At 52.5% G+C, this 15,371-nt stretch carries 15 protein-coding genes; 8 read left to right on the top strand and 7 right to left on the bottom strand.

The window, feature by feature from the left end; all coding sequences use genetic code 11:
* Positions 1–23: 23 nt before the first annotated feature.
* A complete protein-coding gene (gene hglS / locus ACOTY5_RS06380) occupies positions 24–1,367 on the bottom strand; it encodes a 2-oxoadipate dioxygenase/decarboxylase HglS (RefSeq protein ID WP_421631864.1) in 1,344 nt (447 codons plus the stop codon).
* 227 nt (positions 1,368–1,594) lie between these two features.
* Between hglS and ACOTY5_RS06375 the strand changes: the two genes are divergently transcribed.
* Positions 1,595–2,518 carry a LysR substrate-binding domain-containing protein gene (locus ACOTY5_RS06375; protein ID WP_015570563.1) on the top strand — a complete coding sequence of 308 codons (924 nt, stop codon included), beginning with the start codon at positions 1,595–1,597 and terminating at the stop codon, positions 2,516–2,518.
* A 41-nt stretch (positions 2,519–2,559) separates the two neighbouring features.
* Here the strand turns inward: ACOTY5_RS06375 and ACOTY5_RS06370 are convergent, their stop codons facing one another.
* The 3 genes from ACOTY5_RS06370 to ACOTY5_RS06360 all read right to left on the bottom strand — a co-directional run bounded on the left by ACOTY5_RS06370 (position 2,560) and on the right by ACOTY5_RS06360 (position 5,837).
* Complete coding sequence (locus ACOTY5_RS06370) at positions 2,560–4,251, bottom strand: methyl-accepting chemotaxis protein (RefSeq protein WP_040117625.1); 1,692 nt, start codon at positions 4,249–4,251, stop codon at positions 2,560–2,562.
* 159 nt (positions 4,252–4,410) lie between these two features.
* The gene (locus ACOTY5_RS06365; RefSeq protein WP_017693450.1) at positions 4,411–5,529 is read right to left on the bottom strand and encodes an S-(hydroxymethyl)glutathione dehydrogenase/class III alcohol dehydrogenase; all 1,119 of its coding nucleotides are present in this window, start codon (positions 5,527–5,529) and stop codon (positions 4,411–4,413) included.
* A 32-nt stretch (positions 5,530–5,561) separates the two neighbouring features.
* Complete coding sequence (locus ACOTY5_RS06360; protein WP_003857256.1) at positions 5,562–5,837, bottom strand: metal/formaldehyde-sensitive transcriptional repressor; 276 nt, start codon at positions 5,835–5,837, stop codon at positions 5,562–5,564.
* A gap of 606 nt (positions 5,838–6,443) precedes the next feature.
* Here ACOTY5_RS06360 and ACOTY5_RS06355 point away from each other — a divergent pair.
* The 6 genes from ACOTY5_RS06355 (at position 6,444) to ACOTY5_RS06330 (ending at position 9,281) form a co-directional block, all read left to right on the top strand.
* Positions 6,444–6,755 carry a hypothetical protein gene (locus tag ACOTY5_RS06355; protein WP_017693451.1) on the top strand — a complete coding sequence of 104 codons (312 nt, stop codon included), beginning with the start codon at positions 6,444–6,446 and terminating at the stop codon, positions 6,753–6,755.
* A gap of 339 nt (positions 6,756–7,094) precedes the next feature.
* Complete coding sequence (locus ACOTY5_RS06350) at positions 7,095–7,718, top strand: hypothetical protein (RefSeq protein WP_032104107.1); 624 nt, start codon at positions 7,095–7,097, stop codon at positions 7,716–7,718.
* A gap of 143 nt (positions 7,719–7,861) precedes the next feature.
* Positions 7,862–8,134: a DUF883 family protein gene (locus ACOTY5_RS06345; RefSeq protein WP_003857263.1), complete on the top strand. Its 273-nt coding sequence runs from the start codon at positions 7,862–7,864 to the stop codon at positions 8,132–8,134.
* A 186-nt stretch (positions 8,135–8,320) separates the two neighbouring features.
* On the top strand, positions 8,321–8,560 hold the full coding sequence (gene ycgZ / locus ACOTY5_RS06340; RefSeq protein WP_003857265.1) for a regulatory protein YcgZ: 240 nt from the start codon (positions 8,321–8,323) through the stop codon (positions 8,558–8,560).
* 119 nt (positions 8,561–8,679) lie between these two features.
* Entirely contained in the window at positions 8,680–8,979 is a 300-nt protein-coding gene (locus ACOTY5_RS06335) for a hypothetical protein (protein ID WP_017693452.1), read from the top strand.
* A 23-nt stretch (positions 8,980–9,002) separates the two neighbouring features.
* Positions 9,003–9,281, top strand: coding sequence for a biofilm development regulator YmgB/AriR family protein (locus tag ACOTY5_RS06330; protein WP_017384011.1), 279 nt, complete (start codon positions 9,003–9,005; stop codon positions 9,279–9,281).
* An 83-nt stretch (positions 9,282–9,364) separates the two neighbouring features.
* On the opposite strand, the gene ACOTY5_RS06325 is transcribed toward ACOTY5_RS06330, so the two are convergent.
* The gene (locus ACOTY5_RS06325; protein WP_045141521.1) at positions 9,365–10,822 is read right to left on the bottom strand and encodes an EAL domain-containing protein; all 1,458 of its coding nucleotides are present in this window, start codon (positions 10,820–10,822) and stop codon (positions 9,365–9,367) included.
* Positions 10,823–11,107: 285 nt separating this feature from the next.
* Here ACOTY5_RS06325 and ACOTY5_RS06320 point away from each other — a divergent pair, with 285 nt between their 5' ends.
* Entirely contained in the window at positions 11,108–11,992 is an 885-nt protein-coding gene (locus ACOTY5_RS06320) for a hypothetical protein (protein WP_032667732.1), read from the top strand.
* 33 nt (positions 11,993–12,025) lie between these two features.
* On the opposite strand, the gene ACOTY5_RS06315 is transcribed toward ACOTY5_RS06320, so the two are convergent.
* Both ACOTY5_RS06315 and ACOTY5_RS06310 read right to left on the bottom strand, forming a co-directional pair.
* Complete coding sequence (locus ACOTY5_RS06315) at positions 12,026–13,201, bottom strand: HlyD family type I secretion periplasmic adaptor subunit (RefSeq protein WP_045141522.1); 1,176 nt, start codon at positions 13,199–13,201, stop codon at positions 12,026–12,028.
* Positions 13,198–15,363 carry a type I secretion system permease/ATPase gene (locus tag ACOTY5_RS06310; RefSeq protein WP_045141523.1) on the bottom strand — a complete coding sequence of 722 codons (2,166 nt, stop codon included), beginning with the start codon at positions 15,361–15,363 and terminating at the stop codon, positions 13,198–13,200. Before ACOTY5_RS06310 ends, ACOTY5_RS06315 begins: the two co-directional genes overlap by 4 nt.
* Positions 15,364–15,371: the final 8 nt, after the last annotated feature.

The raw sequence follows: 15,371 nt of genomic DNA, 5'->3' as shown, positions 1-15,371 counted from the left end.
CACACCCTTGCAGAGTAACGGTTTCAGAGCAAACCGCAACGCTGTTTGCTGCGCGCGTCCGCCTCCTCGTAAAGCGAAAACTCGTCGTACACCGCACAGCCGAGCGCGGCTTCGAAGGCATTGCGGCTGGCATTGCCGTGGCTGCGCGCCTGCGTTTCATTGCCAAGATTCGACTGGAAGATCCCCGCCGCACTGACGGGCAGAAAATCCTCGTAGGTGATGGGCTGTGCCACAACCCAGCCCCGTTCGATCAGCGGCTGCGGATCGTCGCCGGGACGAAATGCGTGGCGATGCGCCTCACCTGTCGGGGTCAGACGGTAGCGGAAATAAGCCAGCCGCTGACGGCGCAGGAACATTTCGCTGTCCGGGAAGGCGCTGAAGATCTCGCGCAGGTGAAGCTGGTGGGTCAGGTTGTCTTTGCCGGTCCCGGCCTGATTTAACAGACTGTCGTACAGCTCGCGCCCTTTCGGCGTAAGGGCCACGCCGCGCTGCTCAATCTCACCGAAACGCGCGGTATGGGTGCCCTTGTGTTCTCCCGCGAAAAGCACCGGCTCCTCCAGCGCCTTAAAGCTGGTCTGGCGCAGGAGGATCGGCACCTCGCGGCGCGGCGGGCCTTCAATCAGAATTTTCGGCTCAATGCCGTACTTCGGCATTAGCTCCTGCACCCGGTCGATATCCAGCGTGCGCGGCGTGAGATGGTTTATATGGCACCCCGGGAAACAGACCACGTCGGCAATCAGGCGATGTTCGTTGCTCAGCGCCAGATAGGTTTCCTGATCGACCGTCGCATGGCGATGCCAGCGGAAGGTTTCCAGGGCTTCCTGCACAAATTCGCGCGCCTGTGCCTCAGTAAAGTGTCCCTGCGCATCATGCAGGTCGATCAGTTCCAGGCAGCGCGGCGTAAAGATGTTGCGCCGGGAGAGGATCTCCGCCGCCCTTTCGCGCAGCGCAACGTTTTCAATCAGCTCCAGGCGCAGCAGCGAGGTAAAAATGCGAAACGGATTACGGCAGAGCGCCGCATCGTCTGTCGGACGAAACGCCGTCGAGTGGACGGGCACGCCCGCCTGGGAGAGATCGTAATAGCTGACCGGGTACATGCCCATAATGGCGAAGATCCGGCGCAGGGTGGAAAGCTCCTGCGCGGTGCCAACGCGGATCGCACCGTGACGTTCAACATTCAGGCGCGCCAGTTCGTCTGCGTTTGCCAGTTGTTCATGTAAAAGTGGATTATTTTCCAGAACCGCCAGGTTAACGTCCGCCACCAGTTCCAGCAAGGTGCCGTACTGCGGAACTTCCTGCTGGTACATCGCCGACATAGCCTGCGAAAAGTGTTCCCGAATATCATCAGCCGTGATGGTGTTCGCCATGATGTCATGCCTCCAGTGAATACTACCTGGAGTGTAGAGAAGCCCGTTCCTTTCGTTGGGAAGAATTTACGAATTGTGATCCAGGCAGACCAGTGGTCAAAGCGTGGGCATTTTCGAAAAACGGTTGTAACTCAAACAGATCAAATGTTAAAAATATTTTGCTATCAGGTTATCAAATTCAAACATCTTAACTTGTCACCCGCGTCGCTCTGTTTTTAACATCGCCTATGGAAAAAAATGGTCTGTTCAGTCAGCGCATACGCTTGCGCCATTTGCATACTTTTGTGGCCGTCGCTCAACAGGGAACGCTGGGGCGAGCGGCTGAAACCCTTAACCTCAGTCAGCCTGCACTATCCAAAACGCTGAACGAACTGGAACAGCTTACCGGAACCCGCCTGTTCGATCGCGGCCGTCTGGGCGCTCAGCTTACTCTCGTGGGTGAACAGTTCCTGACGCATGCCGTTAAAGTTCTCGATGCCCTCAATACCGCCGGTCAGGCGCTCAACCGCAAAGAGGAGTCGGCCAGCGACATCGTGCGCGTGGGCGCGCTGCCAACGGCGGCGCTGGGTATACTGCCTGCGGCGATCGGCCAGTTCCACCGTCAGCAAAAGCACGCCACGCTTCAGGTCGCGACCATGAATAACACCATGCTGCTGGCGGGCCTGAAGTCAGGCGAGCTGGATCTGGGCATTGGGCGGATGTCCGATCCGGAACTGATGAGCGGCCTGAATTACGAGCTGCTGTTCCTGGAATCGCTGAAGCTGGTCGTGCGTCCGAATCATCCCCTGTTGCAGGACACCGTGACCCTGAGCCGCGTGATGGAGTGGCCGGTGGTGGTCTCACCAAAAGGAACCGTTCCGCGTCAGAATGCGGAAGCGTTGCTGCAAATGCAGGGCTGCACGCTGCCTTCCGGGTGTATTGAAACGCTCTCGGCGTCGCTGTCGCGCCAGCTTACGGTGGATTACGACTACGTGTGGTTTGTGCCGTCCGGCGCGGTGAAGGACGATCTGCGACGCGGCGTGCTTACGGCGCTGCCGGTAACATCGCCCGGCGCGGGAGAACCGATTGGGATCCTGACGCGGGTAGATGCCCCGCTCTCTGAAGGCGCCCAAACGCTGTTAAGCGCCATTCGTAAATCAATGCCTCTCTAATCCTAAACGCAGAACCCGCCGCGAGGGCGGGTCTGTCTTACTCAGAACGTTTCCCAGTTATCACCTGAGACGGCCGCCGCCGGGGTTAAAGGCGCGGGTTTCGCTGCGGTTGCAGCGGCTGTAGTCCGTCCTGCGCGCGCCCCGTTGAGACGAAACGCGCCAACGGCCTCCGTCAGACGTGCGCCCTGCTCTTCCAGCGAGGCCGCCGCCGCAGAAGCTTCTTCCACCAGCGAGGCATTCTGCTGCGTCACCTTGTCCATCTCGGAAATCGCCTGGCTCACCTGAACAATGCCGCGGCTCTGCTCATCGGACGCCGCTGCAATCTCCAGCATAATATCGGTGACGCGTTTAACCGCCTCGACGATCTCATTCATGGTATTGCCCGCCGCAACCACTTCCCCGGAACCCTGATCGATAAGCGACACAGATTCATTAATCAGGCTTTCAATCTCTTTCGCCGCATTCGCGCTGCGGCTTGCCAGGGTGCGGACTTCACTCGCCACGACCGCAAAGCCGCGTCCCTGTTCACCCGCACGCGCCGCCTCGACCGCCGCGTTGAGCGCCAGAATATTGGTCTGGAACGCGATACTGTTAATCACGGCGGTAATTTCAGAGATCTTCTTCGAGCTGGTGGAAATATTACCCATGGTTTTAACCACGCCGGAGACCATCTGCCCCCCGCGGCTGGCCTTACCGGAGGCATCTTCTGCCAGTTTACTCGCATGATGCGCGTTATCGGCGTTCTGTTTCACCGTCGCGGTGAGCTGCTCCATGCTGGCCGCCGTCTGTTCAATCGCCGCCGCCTGCTGCTCGGTACGGGAAGAGAGATCGGTGTTACCCGCGGAGATCTCGCTGGTTCCACGGTAGATCTCCTCCGCCCCTTGCCGCACGGTGCCCACGGTTGTCACCAGCGCGTGCTGCATCGTTTGCAGATCGCGCGTCAGGCGGCCAATTTCGCTGCGTCCGGTCGGTTCGTCCGGCATGGTCAAATCGCCTTTTGCGATATTTTCGATACGCGTAGCGGCTCGCTGGAGCGGGTTTATCACCGTACGGCGCAGCACCACAAAGGTGATCACCGCCAGCGCCAGCGCCAGGCCAAACGCGCCGAACATAAACATCAGCCCCAGCCGGGTGCGGGTGTGAGCCTGTGCCGTCAGCGCGTTGGCGCGTTCGGTGCGGATTTTTATCGCCTTCAGCAGCACCGCGTTATAGGCATCGTCCAGCGGACGCGCGGTCTCATTTTCGTGGTTAATAATGGCTTCAAACATGCCATTTTTGGCATATTTCAGCATCGGCTGCATACCGGCGATGTAGGCGTCATAGCGGGCTTTCAGATCGCCATCCAGCGCTTCATCAGCCGGGGTACGAACGGTGCGCTTCATATAGGCGGCAAATCCATCCTGCGACTGCCTGATGCGGATCTCAGCCTCAGCGATGTTTTGTTTCATCGCCTCCATCTCCGCGATACGGCTGGCCGCACCCGCGTGGATCATGTTGATACGGGCGGTGCGTAAATGGTTGGAACTGTTTGACAGACCGGTGCGCACCTGGATTTCTGCCGTGACATCCTGCTGATCGTTATCGGCCTGGAGCAGGAAATAGCCTGCCAGACCTGAGCTCAATGCAAACAGGAGAATAATGCCACCGAGAATGGAGGAAAACAGCGGAACCAGCCGGATGTGATGCAAGAAACTCAGCTTAGGCTGCGCCTGCATCGATGTTGTGTTGTCCATGACCGTCGACTCTCTTATAGGTAAGATGCGTAATAACACGCCTGTAAAAGAGTCATCGGCACGCCAGGGAATTAAATTACGTCTAAAAGCGCCGGACAGGTCACACTTTAGAGAAGATCAGGGAAGAAATGCCAGCGGAAAAAACCGCTGGCAGAATAATCAGTTGTCGCCGAAATGGATAACAGTGCGAATGGATTTTCCTTCGTGCATCAGATCGAAGGCTTCGTTGATCTGCTCCAGCGGCAGGCGGTGCGTAATGAACGGATCAAGCTGAATTTTACCGACCATCGCATCTTCAACCATGCCCGGCAGCTGAGTACGGCCTTTCACGCCGCCAAATGCTGACCCGCGCCATACGCGCCCTGTCACCAGCTGGAAGGGACGGGTTTTGATCTCCTGACCCGCGCCGGCCACACCGATAATGATGCTCTCGCCCCAGCCTTTGTGGCAGCACTCCAGCGCTGAGCGCATTACGTTGACGTTGCCGATACATTCGAAGCTAAAGTCCACGCCGCCGTCGGTCAGCTCAACGATCACGTCCTGAACCGGTTTGTCGTAGTCTTTCGGGTTGATAAAGTCGGTCGCCCCCATCTCACCTGCGAGCTTAAATTTCTCCGGGTTGGTATCCACAGCAATGATACGCCCAGCTTTCGCCTGTACCGCGCCCTGGATAACCGCCAGACCGATCCCGCCCAGGCCGAACACCGCCACGGTGTCCCCCTCTTTCACTTTCGCCGTGTTATGCACCGCGCCGATACCGGTGGTGACACCGCAGCCGAGCAGACAGACTTTATCCAGCGGGGCCTGCGGATTCACTTTCGCCAGTGAGATCTCGGCGCACACCGTGTATTCGCTGAAGGTGCTGGTACCCATGTAGTGATAAATGGGCTCGCCGTTATAGGAGAAACGGGTGGTGCCGTCCGGCATAAGTCCTTTGCCCTGCGTGGCGCGCACGGCCTGGCAGAGGTTAGTTTTGCCGGATTTGCAGAACTTACACTCGCCGCACTCTGCGGTGTAGAGCGGGATCACATGGTCGCCGGGCTTCAGGCTGGTGACGCCTTCACCCACTTCCACCACCACACCGCCCCCTTCGTGGCCGAGCACCGCCGGGAATACGCCTTCCGGATCGTCACCAGACAGGGTAAACGCATCGGTATGGCAAACGCCGGTGTGGGTAATTTTGATCAGCACTTCGCCTTTCTTCGGCGGAGCAACATCAATTTCAACGATTTTCAGCGGCTGGCCTGGGCCGAACGCGACAGCTGCGCGAGATTTCATGATGTCTTTCCCTTGTTGTGAGGTGTGTGGGTTTATTTTAGATAAGAGCGCAGTAAATGGCCGACTTCCGCCATCCGCACTGCCCGCTGATCCGGGGTGGTCTCCCCCGTCACCAGCTCATCTTTGAGGTGAATTTCGACCATTTCACCCATCAGGCCATTGGCAGCGCCGCGCACGGCGGCAATTTGCTGCAAAATGGCGAGACAGGGATCGCCCGATTCCAGGGCGCGTTCAAGGGCATCAACCTGGCCCCGAATGCGGCGGACGCGGGTCAGAATACGTTTTTTATCTTCGGGTGAATGCGGCATACGCCCTCCTGATACTATAGGGGGGTATTGTATCTGTTAATACGATTTTATGTAAACATGAAGTTTAGTGTGGGTTTTAAGTAGAGCCGTAGGTAATGTGAAAAATCAGCGTCTGGAGTTAATATTGGTGACTCGCTGATATACCAGAAGTGGGCAATCAGGTGCGTCATGAGCGAAAAGTAGATTGGATAAATCCATGGCAGACATGCACTGCTCCTTTAAAATTAACGTGTTGGTCGTTCTTGTTATTAAGTGTAATGCAGGTGTGGTACAGATGAAGACATACAACGTCATTCTCCCTTAAAAATCCTACTTTTAAAGACTTGTGCAAGCACACTACCCCCCACTAAAGAATGTAGGTGTCATAAGAATACGAAAAAGAATAGACTAATACATGTTGGATATATTTATCTTTGATAACATTTAGCCTGTAGTAAACAAAATAAGTCGGATACAGCATGTTCGGACAGAAAACATTGCTGAAACTGGTTCGGATCCGGTTTATCTAATAGAATTTCTATACACTTTGATAAATATTACTATCACAATTGGGTTTTACAAATTGAATTCGGATCACAACGCTTCATCATTAAGGAATGACTAAGTATGAAAAGAATTGTTCTCGCCTCTTTGGTTTTATCTTTTTCGTTATCTGCTAACGCAAATCAATTAAGCATTGATGACCAAATTAATAATGCTTGCGCTAAGGCCTTAAGCGGTGACAAAGAACCTTTGGGTGACTTCCCGCCAGATAGTTATGCTGCAACAGTCAGTCCGAAAGTTAAAGATGCTTACAACGAAGTTTTAAAATCTCGGTCCTCTATTGTAAACGATCAGAGTTTACAGAATGCAACCAGTTGCGCCAACCTTGTTAGAGATAAACTGAAATCAAAAGGTGAGTACACAGAAGAAAAATAATTGCCAGGGTGGAGAAACAGCATTTTTTGTGGAACTGAACGCTTTCTCTATCAGAGTACGTTCTTAAGAAAATATCGACAAGATAGTTCCGCAGCTGTGTTTTCCACCTCTCGCTGGTCCCTCAATACCCTGACATCCCGTTGCCTGAAGGCACCCTCCGTAATGACAGCGCCCGCCTAAACAGCACAGACGAGGCTGACGATATTTACGCTTTCGTCTCGTCGTGACCAACCCTAATTAGCTCAAAATGTTAAAAATCCGCACTTATATGGCACAATGTGAACAGAAATAACATTCTCGTCACCTAACATATTCGCTACAAACAAAATGGTGGTGTTAATGATTGTACTAAAGAGCTTTTTATTCTTCGTTGGCGCGGCGGCCGCTTGCGCACTTATCGTACTGTGCCTTTGGGTTGATATGCGGTTTGTCGGCCATGATATTCCGGAATTATCACTGACCGAAATTATGCAGGAAACGGTATTAGCGACTATTGTCTTTCTCCATTTTCGTCTGGCGAAAATGGACGAATCCATGCGTTACTGTAATATTCTGGTGGGCGGATTTTTCCTGACAATGCTAATTCGTGAACTGGACGCGCTTTTTGATCTCATTTCTCATGGGAGTTGGGTGTGGTTCGCGCTGATTACGGCTCTGCTGGCGTTAATTCGCCCCGTTATGCATTTTCGCGCTACCCTGGAACAGCTGGCAAAATATACCCAATCCCCCTGGTACGGCATTCTGTTGAGCGGCCTGCTGGCTGTACTGGTCTTCTCCCGCCTCTTTGGAATGCAGGTGCTGTGGCACGACATCCTTGAGCATGGCTATATGCGTGTCGTGAAAAACGCCGTGGAGGAAGGTTCGGAATCATTCGGCTATATGCTGTGCCTGGCCGCATCCCTTGGCTATTACGTTACCTTTCGCACTCACGCACGGCAGAAACAGTCTCTTCGCGCTGCGTAGAGAACGACATTTTTTGGACTTTATGGTGGTCATGTAAGAAAGACATGTCCTAAAAAGGGGCAATCTGCCGTCGATTTCAGCGAATTCTCGCTCACTCCTGCAATCAGCGTCTATCCTTAGACTACCAACAAAAGGAGGCTGGAATGTCTGATTTCGACACTGATAAAAATGCACAGTACGCTGGCGATAAAGCCAAAAACAAACTTGATGAATTATCCGGCTCTGCGCAGCAGCAGTTTGGTGAATTCGTTGATTCCCCTAAACACCAGGTGAAAGGTGCAGCGAAAAAATATGCTGCCCAGGCCAGTGATGCCGTCTCGGATGTCACTGAAGCCGTCAGAAACAATCCCTTAACGGGCTTAATCGCTGCGGGTGCGGTAGGTATCGTTCTGGGACTTCTGCTGGGACGTAAATAATTTCAGGCCCTTCGGGGCCTTTCCTTTTCCCCTCTTTCCTGCTCTTTCCCCCCTATTGTTGATAGTTTTCCTGACAAAAACACGATCCATGTGAAAAGTTGTACAATTTTAATGTACAGATTTGATCGAATAGTATAAATTCAATGCCACTGATGTTACAAAATTGTTTGTTAACGGTGGAAAATTATGCGTCGCAACCATGCTCCCTCTACAGCAGAAAGCGCTATCACCTTGTATTTTAACAAGGATAACGTCCCTACACAGCAGGAAACCCTTGGTGCCATCGTCAGTGAGATCATCAAAGAAAATGTACAACTGAGCAGAATGACAATCTGTACAAAGCTGTTGCGCAGAATTGAAGAGTCAACGTCTGACGTTGAGAAAGCGCACTATAACGGTCTGATAGCCCTCTTCTTCGAGCGTTAACCTGAACACTGTTTTTTTAACTTACTAAGTTAGTCATGCTGAGTGAGAATAGAGCTCCTGAATGCGATGACTAACCCCATGCTACAGCCTGCTGCGTGTAGCAGAGTGAGATTGAAGCTATGCATAGAACTAAATTTGAACGACTTAAGGATGACCTTATCGGTGAGGCCGTATTATCCATACTGAAAGAGAACGGACCTATTACCTTTGTGTCTCTTGCTAATCGCCTGCGGGCGATGGCTAATGTTGAATCAAATGATGAACGTAAAAATGCATTGATTGCCGCTGAAGATGAAGTGCGCCAGCGTGTAACCGGCGTCTCGCACGACCGGGGAAGAGTGATGGGCGATTATGAAATTGGGCGCATGCGCTCTCTCTTTACTCACAACACGCTTCTGACCCCAGACAAGAAACACTAATTTTAACCGAAACGGTGACCACCATGAGTAAAGCGATTATGCAGCAGACGTATAATTTTGAAGCCCTGCACGATAAAGAACTGGCGGAACATTTTCTTAATGCTGGAAAGCATCTCAGTGGTGAGGTTGAAGTGTTGGGCTCGGCAATACGCTGTATTATGCTGACCGGTGACAATCTCTCAAATAAAGAGATTATCCTGCAACTGATTCACGCCCTCGAAATTACCGAGGAGCCCGAAGCCTGCGATGTCATTCGAAACACGCTTGAAATTGTTGTCGGTTTTACGCGCGATGATATCTGATAACAGATTATTGCCCTGGTGAGTGACTGTTTTGCTGGTGGTCGAAGAGTTAAGTCTGTCGTACCACCAGTATAGTGAAGCCATTAACTAAATAGCCGTACCATTCGATCCAGCTCATCTTCTTTAACCGCCCGGGAAAGATAATATCCCTGGAAGCGCTTAACCCCTAATGCGACAAGTTTTTCAAATTTTTCTTCGCTATCGACGCCTTCCGCAACGCATTCCCTTCCCGTCATGTCGCTGTATATCTGTATCGCTTTAATAATGCTATTGTCATTGTCGTTAGCAACAAAGTGCTCAACTATATCACGGTCAAGCTTCAGTCCATCAACATTAATCTGTCGGATGGGTAACATAGCGTAATTTCTGGAAAAGCAATCATCCAGAAACAGCCGGCATCCCTCGGCGCGTAAACGCTGGAGAGTGACAGGAATATTTGAATCCTTTGTTACATCAATGGTTTCAGCTAATTCGAAGACAAGTTTCCCGGCCCACTGCGGTTTCAGTAACATTTCAACAGCTTTTTTCGCCATTCCCGGCAGCGCGTTCCCGGCAGCCAGTTGAGGAGGAATATTAACCGAAAAATAATATTTTCCATTATATCTGTTGATACCTGACACGGCCGCGTGAATGACTAACGCCGTCAGCTTGAGCCAAATTTCGCCATTTTTTATCCCATCCAGAAATTGGCCTGGTTTCAGGACCTGACCGTTTTTATGCCAGCGCAGCAGAATTTCAAAGCCCACTCCTTTTTTATCGCCATCGGTAATAATTTGATAAGCCGCAAAGATTTCCCGCTTATGTAACGCCTGCAATATATTTATTTCTGCTTCCGAAAACCCCTGCGCTTTGTTCTTTACTGCACAGACCTCATCCCTTAAGACACGTGCATCGCTAAACCACACTCTGATAAGATATAATTTACCCAACCCCACTTTACGATGAGTATAAATGGTTTTATCTGACAAACCTAACCTCGCTGACTGCTCTTTTATCGAAATACCCCGATAAAAATTCAGCAATACGGTTAATTCACGTTTTGATAAACCATGCAGGCTTTCCTTACCTTCTTTCTCAGGTCCTTCACGCAATAAACGTGACGAATCGGCATGCACATCAGAAATACTCTCTACACAATTCATTACCTCTGAAATATTCGCCACCCTGATCCTCGACAACAATTTGGTATTATTAACGAGACTTTTCAGCGTGGCATAAAGCCACCTTTCTGGTATTGCACCATACAGGGTCACGCTACAAATAACCGGCAGTGCATTCAGAACCGAGACCAACCGTTTCAGGCTTTCAAGAAAGGCAGTCACGTCGCGACCAAGAAAAACAGAAACTTCAGGTTGTTGATTTTGCATCATTTTTTGCACATCACCTGAGCAAACTTCATCCTCTTCAAAATGGAGCCGCGTGGCGTTTACACCACGAGACTTCAGAAGCAGGCTATACCCCTCGAAGGTGAAACCGCAGGCTGAAATAACGAATCGTTGCTTGTAGCAAGTACCTTGCATAAAAGGTAAGTTTTGAGACATAACCTGCTCCTGAGAATGTAAATATCATTCCCAAATGTGATTAAAGCCAATATTCTTTGTCGCATTGAATAATTTTACCGCACCCCATTTGGTTAATAAACCGTTATCAATGTTATGCACGGGAACATCTTTGCGTTAATCAACCCACTCATCCATATGCAGCATAAACATTACTTTCTTTTCATATAACGACAGTAAATATGCACTTCACAAGGTATAATGAAAATTCCGAAAAAGAAGACCAGACACTTCATCTTATCGGCCCAGACAAAAAGAGAAAATGCTATGGATAATCACATTTCATCCAGGGCTTTGCTACATCGAAGGGATGTTATTAAAAACAACCCGCGATTTGGTGAAGCTATAACAGAGCACTACAGAATTAATGATGCCATTTATAAAAAACAACCCTTGTTCTACAAAACGATGCTTCAGGAATCACGCTTCAACATAATACTGTCAATGTGTTGTTTTGTTTTTGGTAATCAGGCTGAGTCAGTTTCAGAGATAAAGGCACTGTGTACCCGCTATAATATCGCCAGCCCTAACAGTGTTATCGCGATCATCACCATACTTAAGACCACCGGGCGAATTAAGACCTGGCGCTGTACCGAAGATCGCCGAAAAACAAAAATCGCACCAACGGAAAAAGGACTGGATGAGCTGAAACGCTATATGTCCGGGGCGTTTACGCCTGTTAGCATTCTTTTTCCGACATTCAACATTAATGTTAACCTTCTGGACAATGACATTTTGAGGCACAACTTTTTCCGGCGCGCCGCAGAGTACCTTTTCCGCGGATTAACATTCAGGAAAGTGCTTCCGGAGGTGGGTTTATTTATTGATAAGGATGGTGGCCGAATGATTATGCTCTATCTCTATTTGCAGGCCATTAAAAACAAAACAGCACACGGTGCCATAATAGCGTATTCAGCCAGCACACTGGCAAAAGAATTTTTCGTCTCGCGTATCCACGTCAACCGCATTATCAAATCGGCGCAGGAGGCAGGTTACCTTAAAGATCGCGGCGATGGCCGGATGTCAATTTACCCGGCCTTTATCGAGCTGGTCGAAAATTATGCCGGATTATATTTTGCGTATGTCACACATTACATCAACGTGGTACCAAAAGAACGACGCCATGCTGTCAACATGACGCCTACACTCTGATCTGACGGGCGTTCGGTTTGCTGAACGCCTTTTTTATCGCTCGCGCAGCGCCTCTTTTGCCTTATTCAATGGTTTCAGCAGATAATCAATGACGGATTTACTGCCGGTTTTGATATCAACCGTGGCTATCATGCCCGGGAACACCGGGAATTCCTTGCCCTGCCTGTTGGTCAGATGGTTACTGTCAGTACGAATATAAACGCGATAATAATAAACATCCCGTTTCACCTCGTCCTGAAGGGTATCCGGGGAAATCATCGTCACCTCCCCTTCCAGCCCGCCGTAGATCGAGTAGTCATAAGCGGTGATTTTCACCAGCGCTTTTTGCCCAGGATGGATAAACGCGACATCGCGCGGCGAGATTTTCGCTTCTATCACCATCTGGTCATCAAGCGGTACCAGGCTCATCAGTTTGCCGTTCGGCGGGATCACTCCGCCCACCGTCGTCACGTCAATGTCCTTCACGATGCCACGCACCGGCGCATTAAACGTTAAGCGGGTGAGTGAATCTTCGCGTCCTTTCATGACCGAACGCTGCGCTTCCATTTCCGCGTTCGCTTTCGCCAGTTCTTCGCGGGCGCGAACGTAGTACTGGTTTTTCATCTCGGTGATTTTGCTCTCCAGCTCATTTTTTTGACGTTCAAGGCGTAAGACTTCGACCTTACTGGCCGCCCCCTGCGTCACCAGCGGGCGCGTTAATGCCAGTTCACGCTGCACGAGATCTGCTCCCTGGCGTAAACCCGCCAGCCCTTTTTCAAGGCTTTCGCGACGTGACTGATAAAGCGCCGTTTCCTGTTTGACCAACTCAACGTCGTCATCCAGCTCTGCCGGGAATGTCAGCCCGGTGTCGTTTACCTCAGCATTCAGACGCGCGGCCGTCGCCATCGCAGCGTTTAATCGAGACTCGCTCTCCAGCACGCTGGACTCGGTTTTCGTCCGGTCCAGTTGGGCAAGCTGTTGACCACGCTCGACGATATCGCCTTCGCGCACCATCAGACTGTGGATAATCCCCCCTTCCAGGGACTGGATCACCTGCTCATGGGAGGACGGGATCACCTTGCCGCTACCCGTCGTGACCTCATCCAGCTGGAACAGGCTGGCCCAGGTAATAAAGAACACCAGCAGGGCAAACAGCGACCATGCCACCAGCGACGAAAGCGGCAGGCGGGGCTCCTTCAGCCGGCTGTTAAAGCGGGAGAAATCATTCATGCCACGCCCTCCGTTTTCAGTTTAACCGTGCGCTGCGGCGCCTGCTGCGGGGCCATTCCGTGCTGGCGTAAAATGGCATCACGAGGGCCATCCATCACCACTTTGCCGTTTTCCAGGACGATGATGCGGTCAACCAGGTCCAGAATCGGCAGACGATGCGTCGCCACCACCAGCGTCCGGCGCTTACCGAGCCACTGGTGCAGATGCTGGATAAACTGCTTCTCGCTGACCTCATCCAGCCAGGCGGTGGGTTCATCCAGCAGCAGAATATTCGGCGAGGTGATCAGCGCGCGCGCCAGCAGCAGCGCCTGACGTTGCCCGCCGGAAAGCCCCGTTCCGCCCTCATTGATGATGGTGTTCAGCCCCATTTTCTGCTTGCGCACAAACTCCAGCGCGCCGCTGTTGACCAGCGCCTGATGGATTTCCTCGTCTGTCGCCAGCGGATTACCCATCAGGATGTTGTCGCGTACGGAGCCGAAGAACAGCCGCGCCTGCTGGCTGAGCAACTGCATGTCGCGGCGCACGTCGGCCGGGTCAAGATGATTGAGAGCAATATCGTCCAGCAAAATGCTGCCCTGCTGCGGCTCCTGCATTCCCGCCAGCAGATGCAGCAAGGTGCTTTTCCCCGAACCATTCCGCCCGAGCACCGCCACGCGCTCTCCGGCGCGAATGCGCAGTTTGCTGATATTCAGCACGGTAAGCTTCTCTTCTTCATCGTAATAAAACCCGACGTCGTCCAGCCGATAATCACCGCGCAGATGGGCTTTATGCACTTTTTTGCCGTGCTGGGGATCGTCAATCGGGCGCTGCATCAGGTCATCCAGCCCCTTGCGGGCCACCTTTGCCGACTGCCAGCGGGAGAGCACGCCGGAAATCTGCGACAGGGGCGCGATGGTGCGGGACGCCAGAATCGAGGTCCCCACCAGCGCACCGGTGGTCATGTCGCCGCTGATGACCAGATAACACCCCACCAGCAGCACCACGGCGTAGACGATAGACTGCACCTCCTGGGTCCATGTCAGCAGCAGCCCCGTCAGCCAGCGCTGCTTCATGCCGACGCTCGCGGCAACGTCATTGGTGTTATTCCACTGGTTCTGGAACCTCTGCTCGGCGCGCATTAGCTTGATGTCCTCAAGCCCCTGCACCGCTTCCACCAGCGTGGCGTTACGAATCGCCGATTCACGCATCCCTTCGCTGGAGAGTTTTCCCAGCGGGCGCTGCACCAGCAGGCCGGGAATGAGCAGCAGCGGTACGGCCAGCAGCACCACCAGCACCAGCGGGCCGCCAATCATCCACAGAATGAAGACGAACAGCAGGAAGAACGGCAGATCGGAGATAGCGGCAATGGTGGTGGAAGTGATCAGCTCCCGCACCGACTCCAGCTCGCGGATCTGGGCGATAAACGACCCGGTCGATTTCGACCGTGCGCCGTTTTTAATCCTCAGGGCGTGGGCAAACACGCGCTCGGAAATACGCAGGTCGGCGCGTTTCCCTACCACGTCCGAAATATGCACCCGCAGCATGCGCATGATGAATTCAAACACGATGGCGATCATCACACCGCCAAACAGCACCCACAGCGTGGCCTCCGACTGGGACGGCACCACCCTGTCATACACCTGCATGGAAAAGACCATGCCGGAGAGCGCCAGCACGTTGGCGACCAGCGCCACCAGCATTATGTCGCTGTAACGACGCCAGTCTTTCAGCGCCAGCTGCCAGAACCAGTTTTTCTCATAGGGTTTGATGTAATCATCCACGCGCGCATCCGGCGTGGACTCCAGGGGACGCAGCACCATCAGCCCCTTTAACCGCGAACCGAGTTCGTCGCGCGTCAGCGTCGTCTCCAGGCCCCCGTCGCCGCTAAACTGCACGCTGACGTTCCCTTCGTTGTCCATACGGTTGATGACCGCAATTTGCCCGCCGGTGAACTCCGCCAGCAGCGGTAAACGCCACGGATCGAGCGCTACGACTCCCGCCGCCGCCCAACGCATCCCCAGCCCAAGCTGGCGCGCCATCTCCTCCAGCACCAGCTGGCGTGGAGACTGGCTTTCATGGTTAATCGTGACCCGAACATGCTCCGCCGAAAAATCCAGCCGATAATATTTCGCGATGATGAGCATGCCCTGCAACCAGGGTTCGTACTGTGGATGTGTCTTCATAATGCTAC

The sequence above is a fragment of the Enterobacter cloacae complex sp. SHL018 genome (assembly GCF_049237905.1).
GTDB lineage: Bacteria > Pseudomonadota > Gammaproteobacteria > Enterobacterales > Enterobacteriaceae > Enterobacter > Enterobacter hormaechei_C.
The sequence above is the reverse complement of the archived record's forward strand: the minus strand, read 5'-3'. Positions and strand labels throughout refer to the sequence as shown.

What these genes read in the sequence shown, in the direction of transcription:
- ACOTY5_RS06320 (WP_032667732.1), top strand. Translation starts at nt 11,108, where the DNA reads ATGGATAATCACATTTCATCCAGGGCTTTGCTACATCGAAGGGATGTT.
- ACOTY5_RS06310 (WP_045141523.1), bottom strand. Translation starts at nt 15,363, where the DNA reads ATGAAGACACATCCACAGTACGAACCCTGGTTGCAGGGCATGCTCATC.
- ACOTY5_RS06325 (WP_045141521.1), bottom strand. Translation starts at nt 10,822, where the DNA reads ATGTCTCAAAACTTACCTTTTATGCAAGGTACTTGCTACAAGCAACGA.
- ACOTY5_RS06375 (WP_015570563.1), top strand. Translation starts at nt 1,595, where the DNA reads ATGGAAAAAAATGGTCTGTTCAGTCAGCGCATACGCTTGCGCCATTTG.
- ACOTY5_RS06345 (WP_003857263.1), top strand. Translation starts at nt 7,862, where the DNA reads ATGTCTGATTTCGACACTGATAAAAATGCACAGTACGCTGGCGATAAA.
- ACOTY5_RS06355 (WP_017693451.1), top strand. Translation starts at nt 6,444, where the DNA reads ATGAAAAGAATTGTTCTCGCCTCTTTGGTTTTATCTTTTTCGTTATCT.
- ycgZ (WP_003857265.1), top strand. Translation starts at nt 8,321, where the DNA reads ATGCGTCGCAACCATGCTCCCTCTACAGCAGAAAGCGCTATCACCTTG.
- ACOTY5_RS06365 (WP_017693450.1), bottom strand. Translation starts at nt 5,529, where the DNA reads ATGAAATCTCGCGCAGCTGTCGCGTTCGGCCCAGGCCAGCCGCTGAAA.
- ACOTY5_RS06350 (WP_032104107.1), top strand. Translation starts at nt 7,095, where the DNA reads ATGATTGTACTAAAGAGCTTTTTATTCTTCGTTGGCGCGGCGGCCGCT.
- hglS (WP_421631864.1), bottom strand. Translation starts at nt 1,367, where the DNA reads ATGGCGAACACCATCACGGCTGATGATATTCGGGAACACTTTTCGCAG.
- ACOTY5_RS06335 (WP_017693452.1), top strand. Translation starts at nt 8,680, where the DNA reads ATGCATAGAACTAAATTTGAACGACTTAAGGATGACCTTATCGGTGAG.
- ACOTY5_RS06360 (WP_003857256.1), bottom strand. Translation starts at nt 5,837, where the DNA reads ATGCCGCATTCACCCGAAGATAAAAAACGTATTCTGACCCGCGTCCGC.
- ACOTY5_RS06330 (WP_017384011.1), top strand. Translation starts at nt 9,003, where the DNA reads ATGAGTAAAGCGATTATGCAGCAGACGTATAATTTTGAAGCCCTGCAC.
- ACOTY5_RS06370 (WP_040117625.1), bottom strand. Translation starts at nt 4,251, where the DNA reads ATGGACAACACAACATCGATGCAGGCGCAGCCTAAGCTGAGTTTCTTG.
- ACOTY5_RS06315 (WP_045141522.1), bottom strand. Translation starts at nt 13,201, where the DNA reads ATGAATGATTTCTCCCGCTTTAACAGCCGGCTGAAGGAGCCCCGCCTG.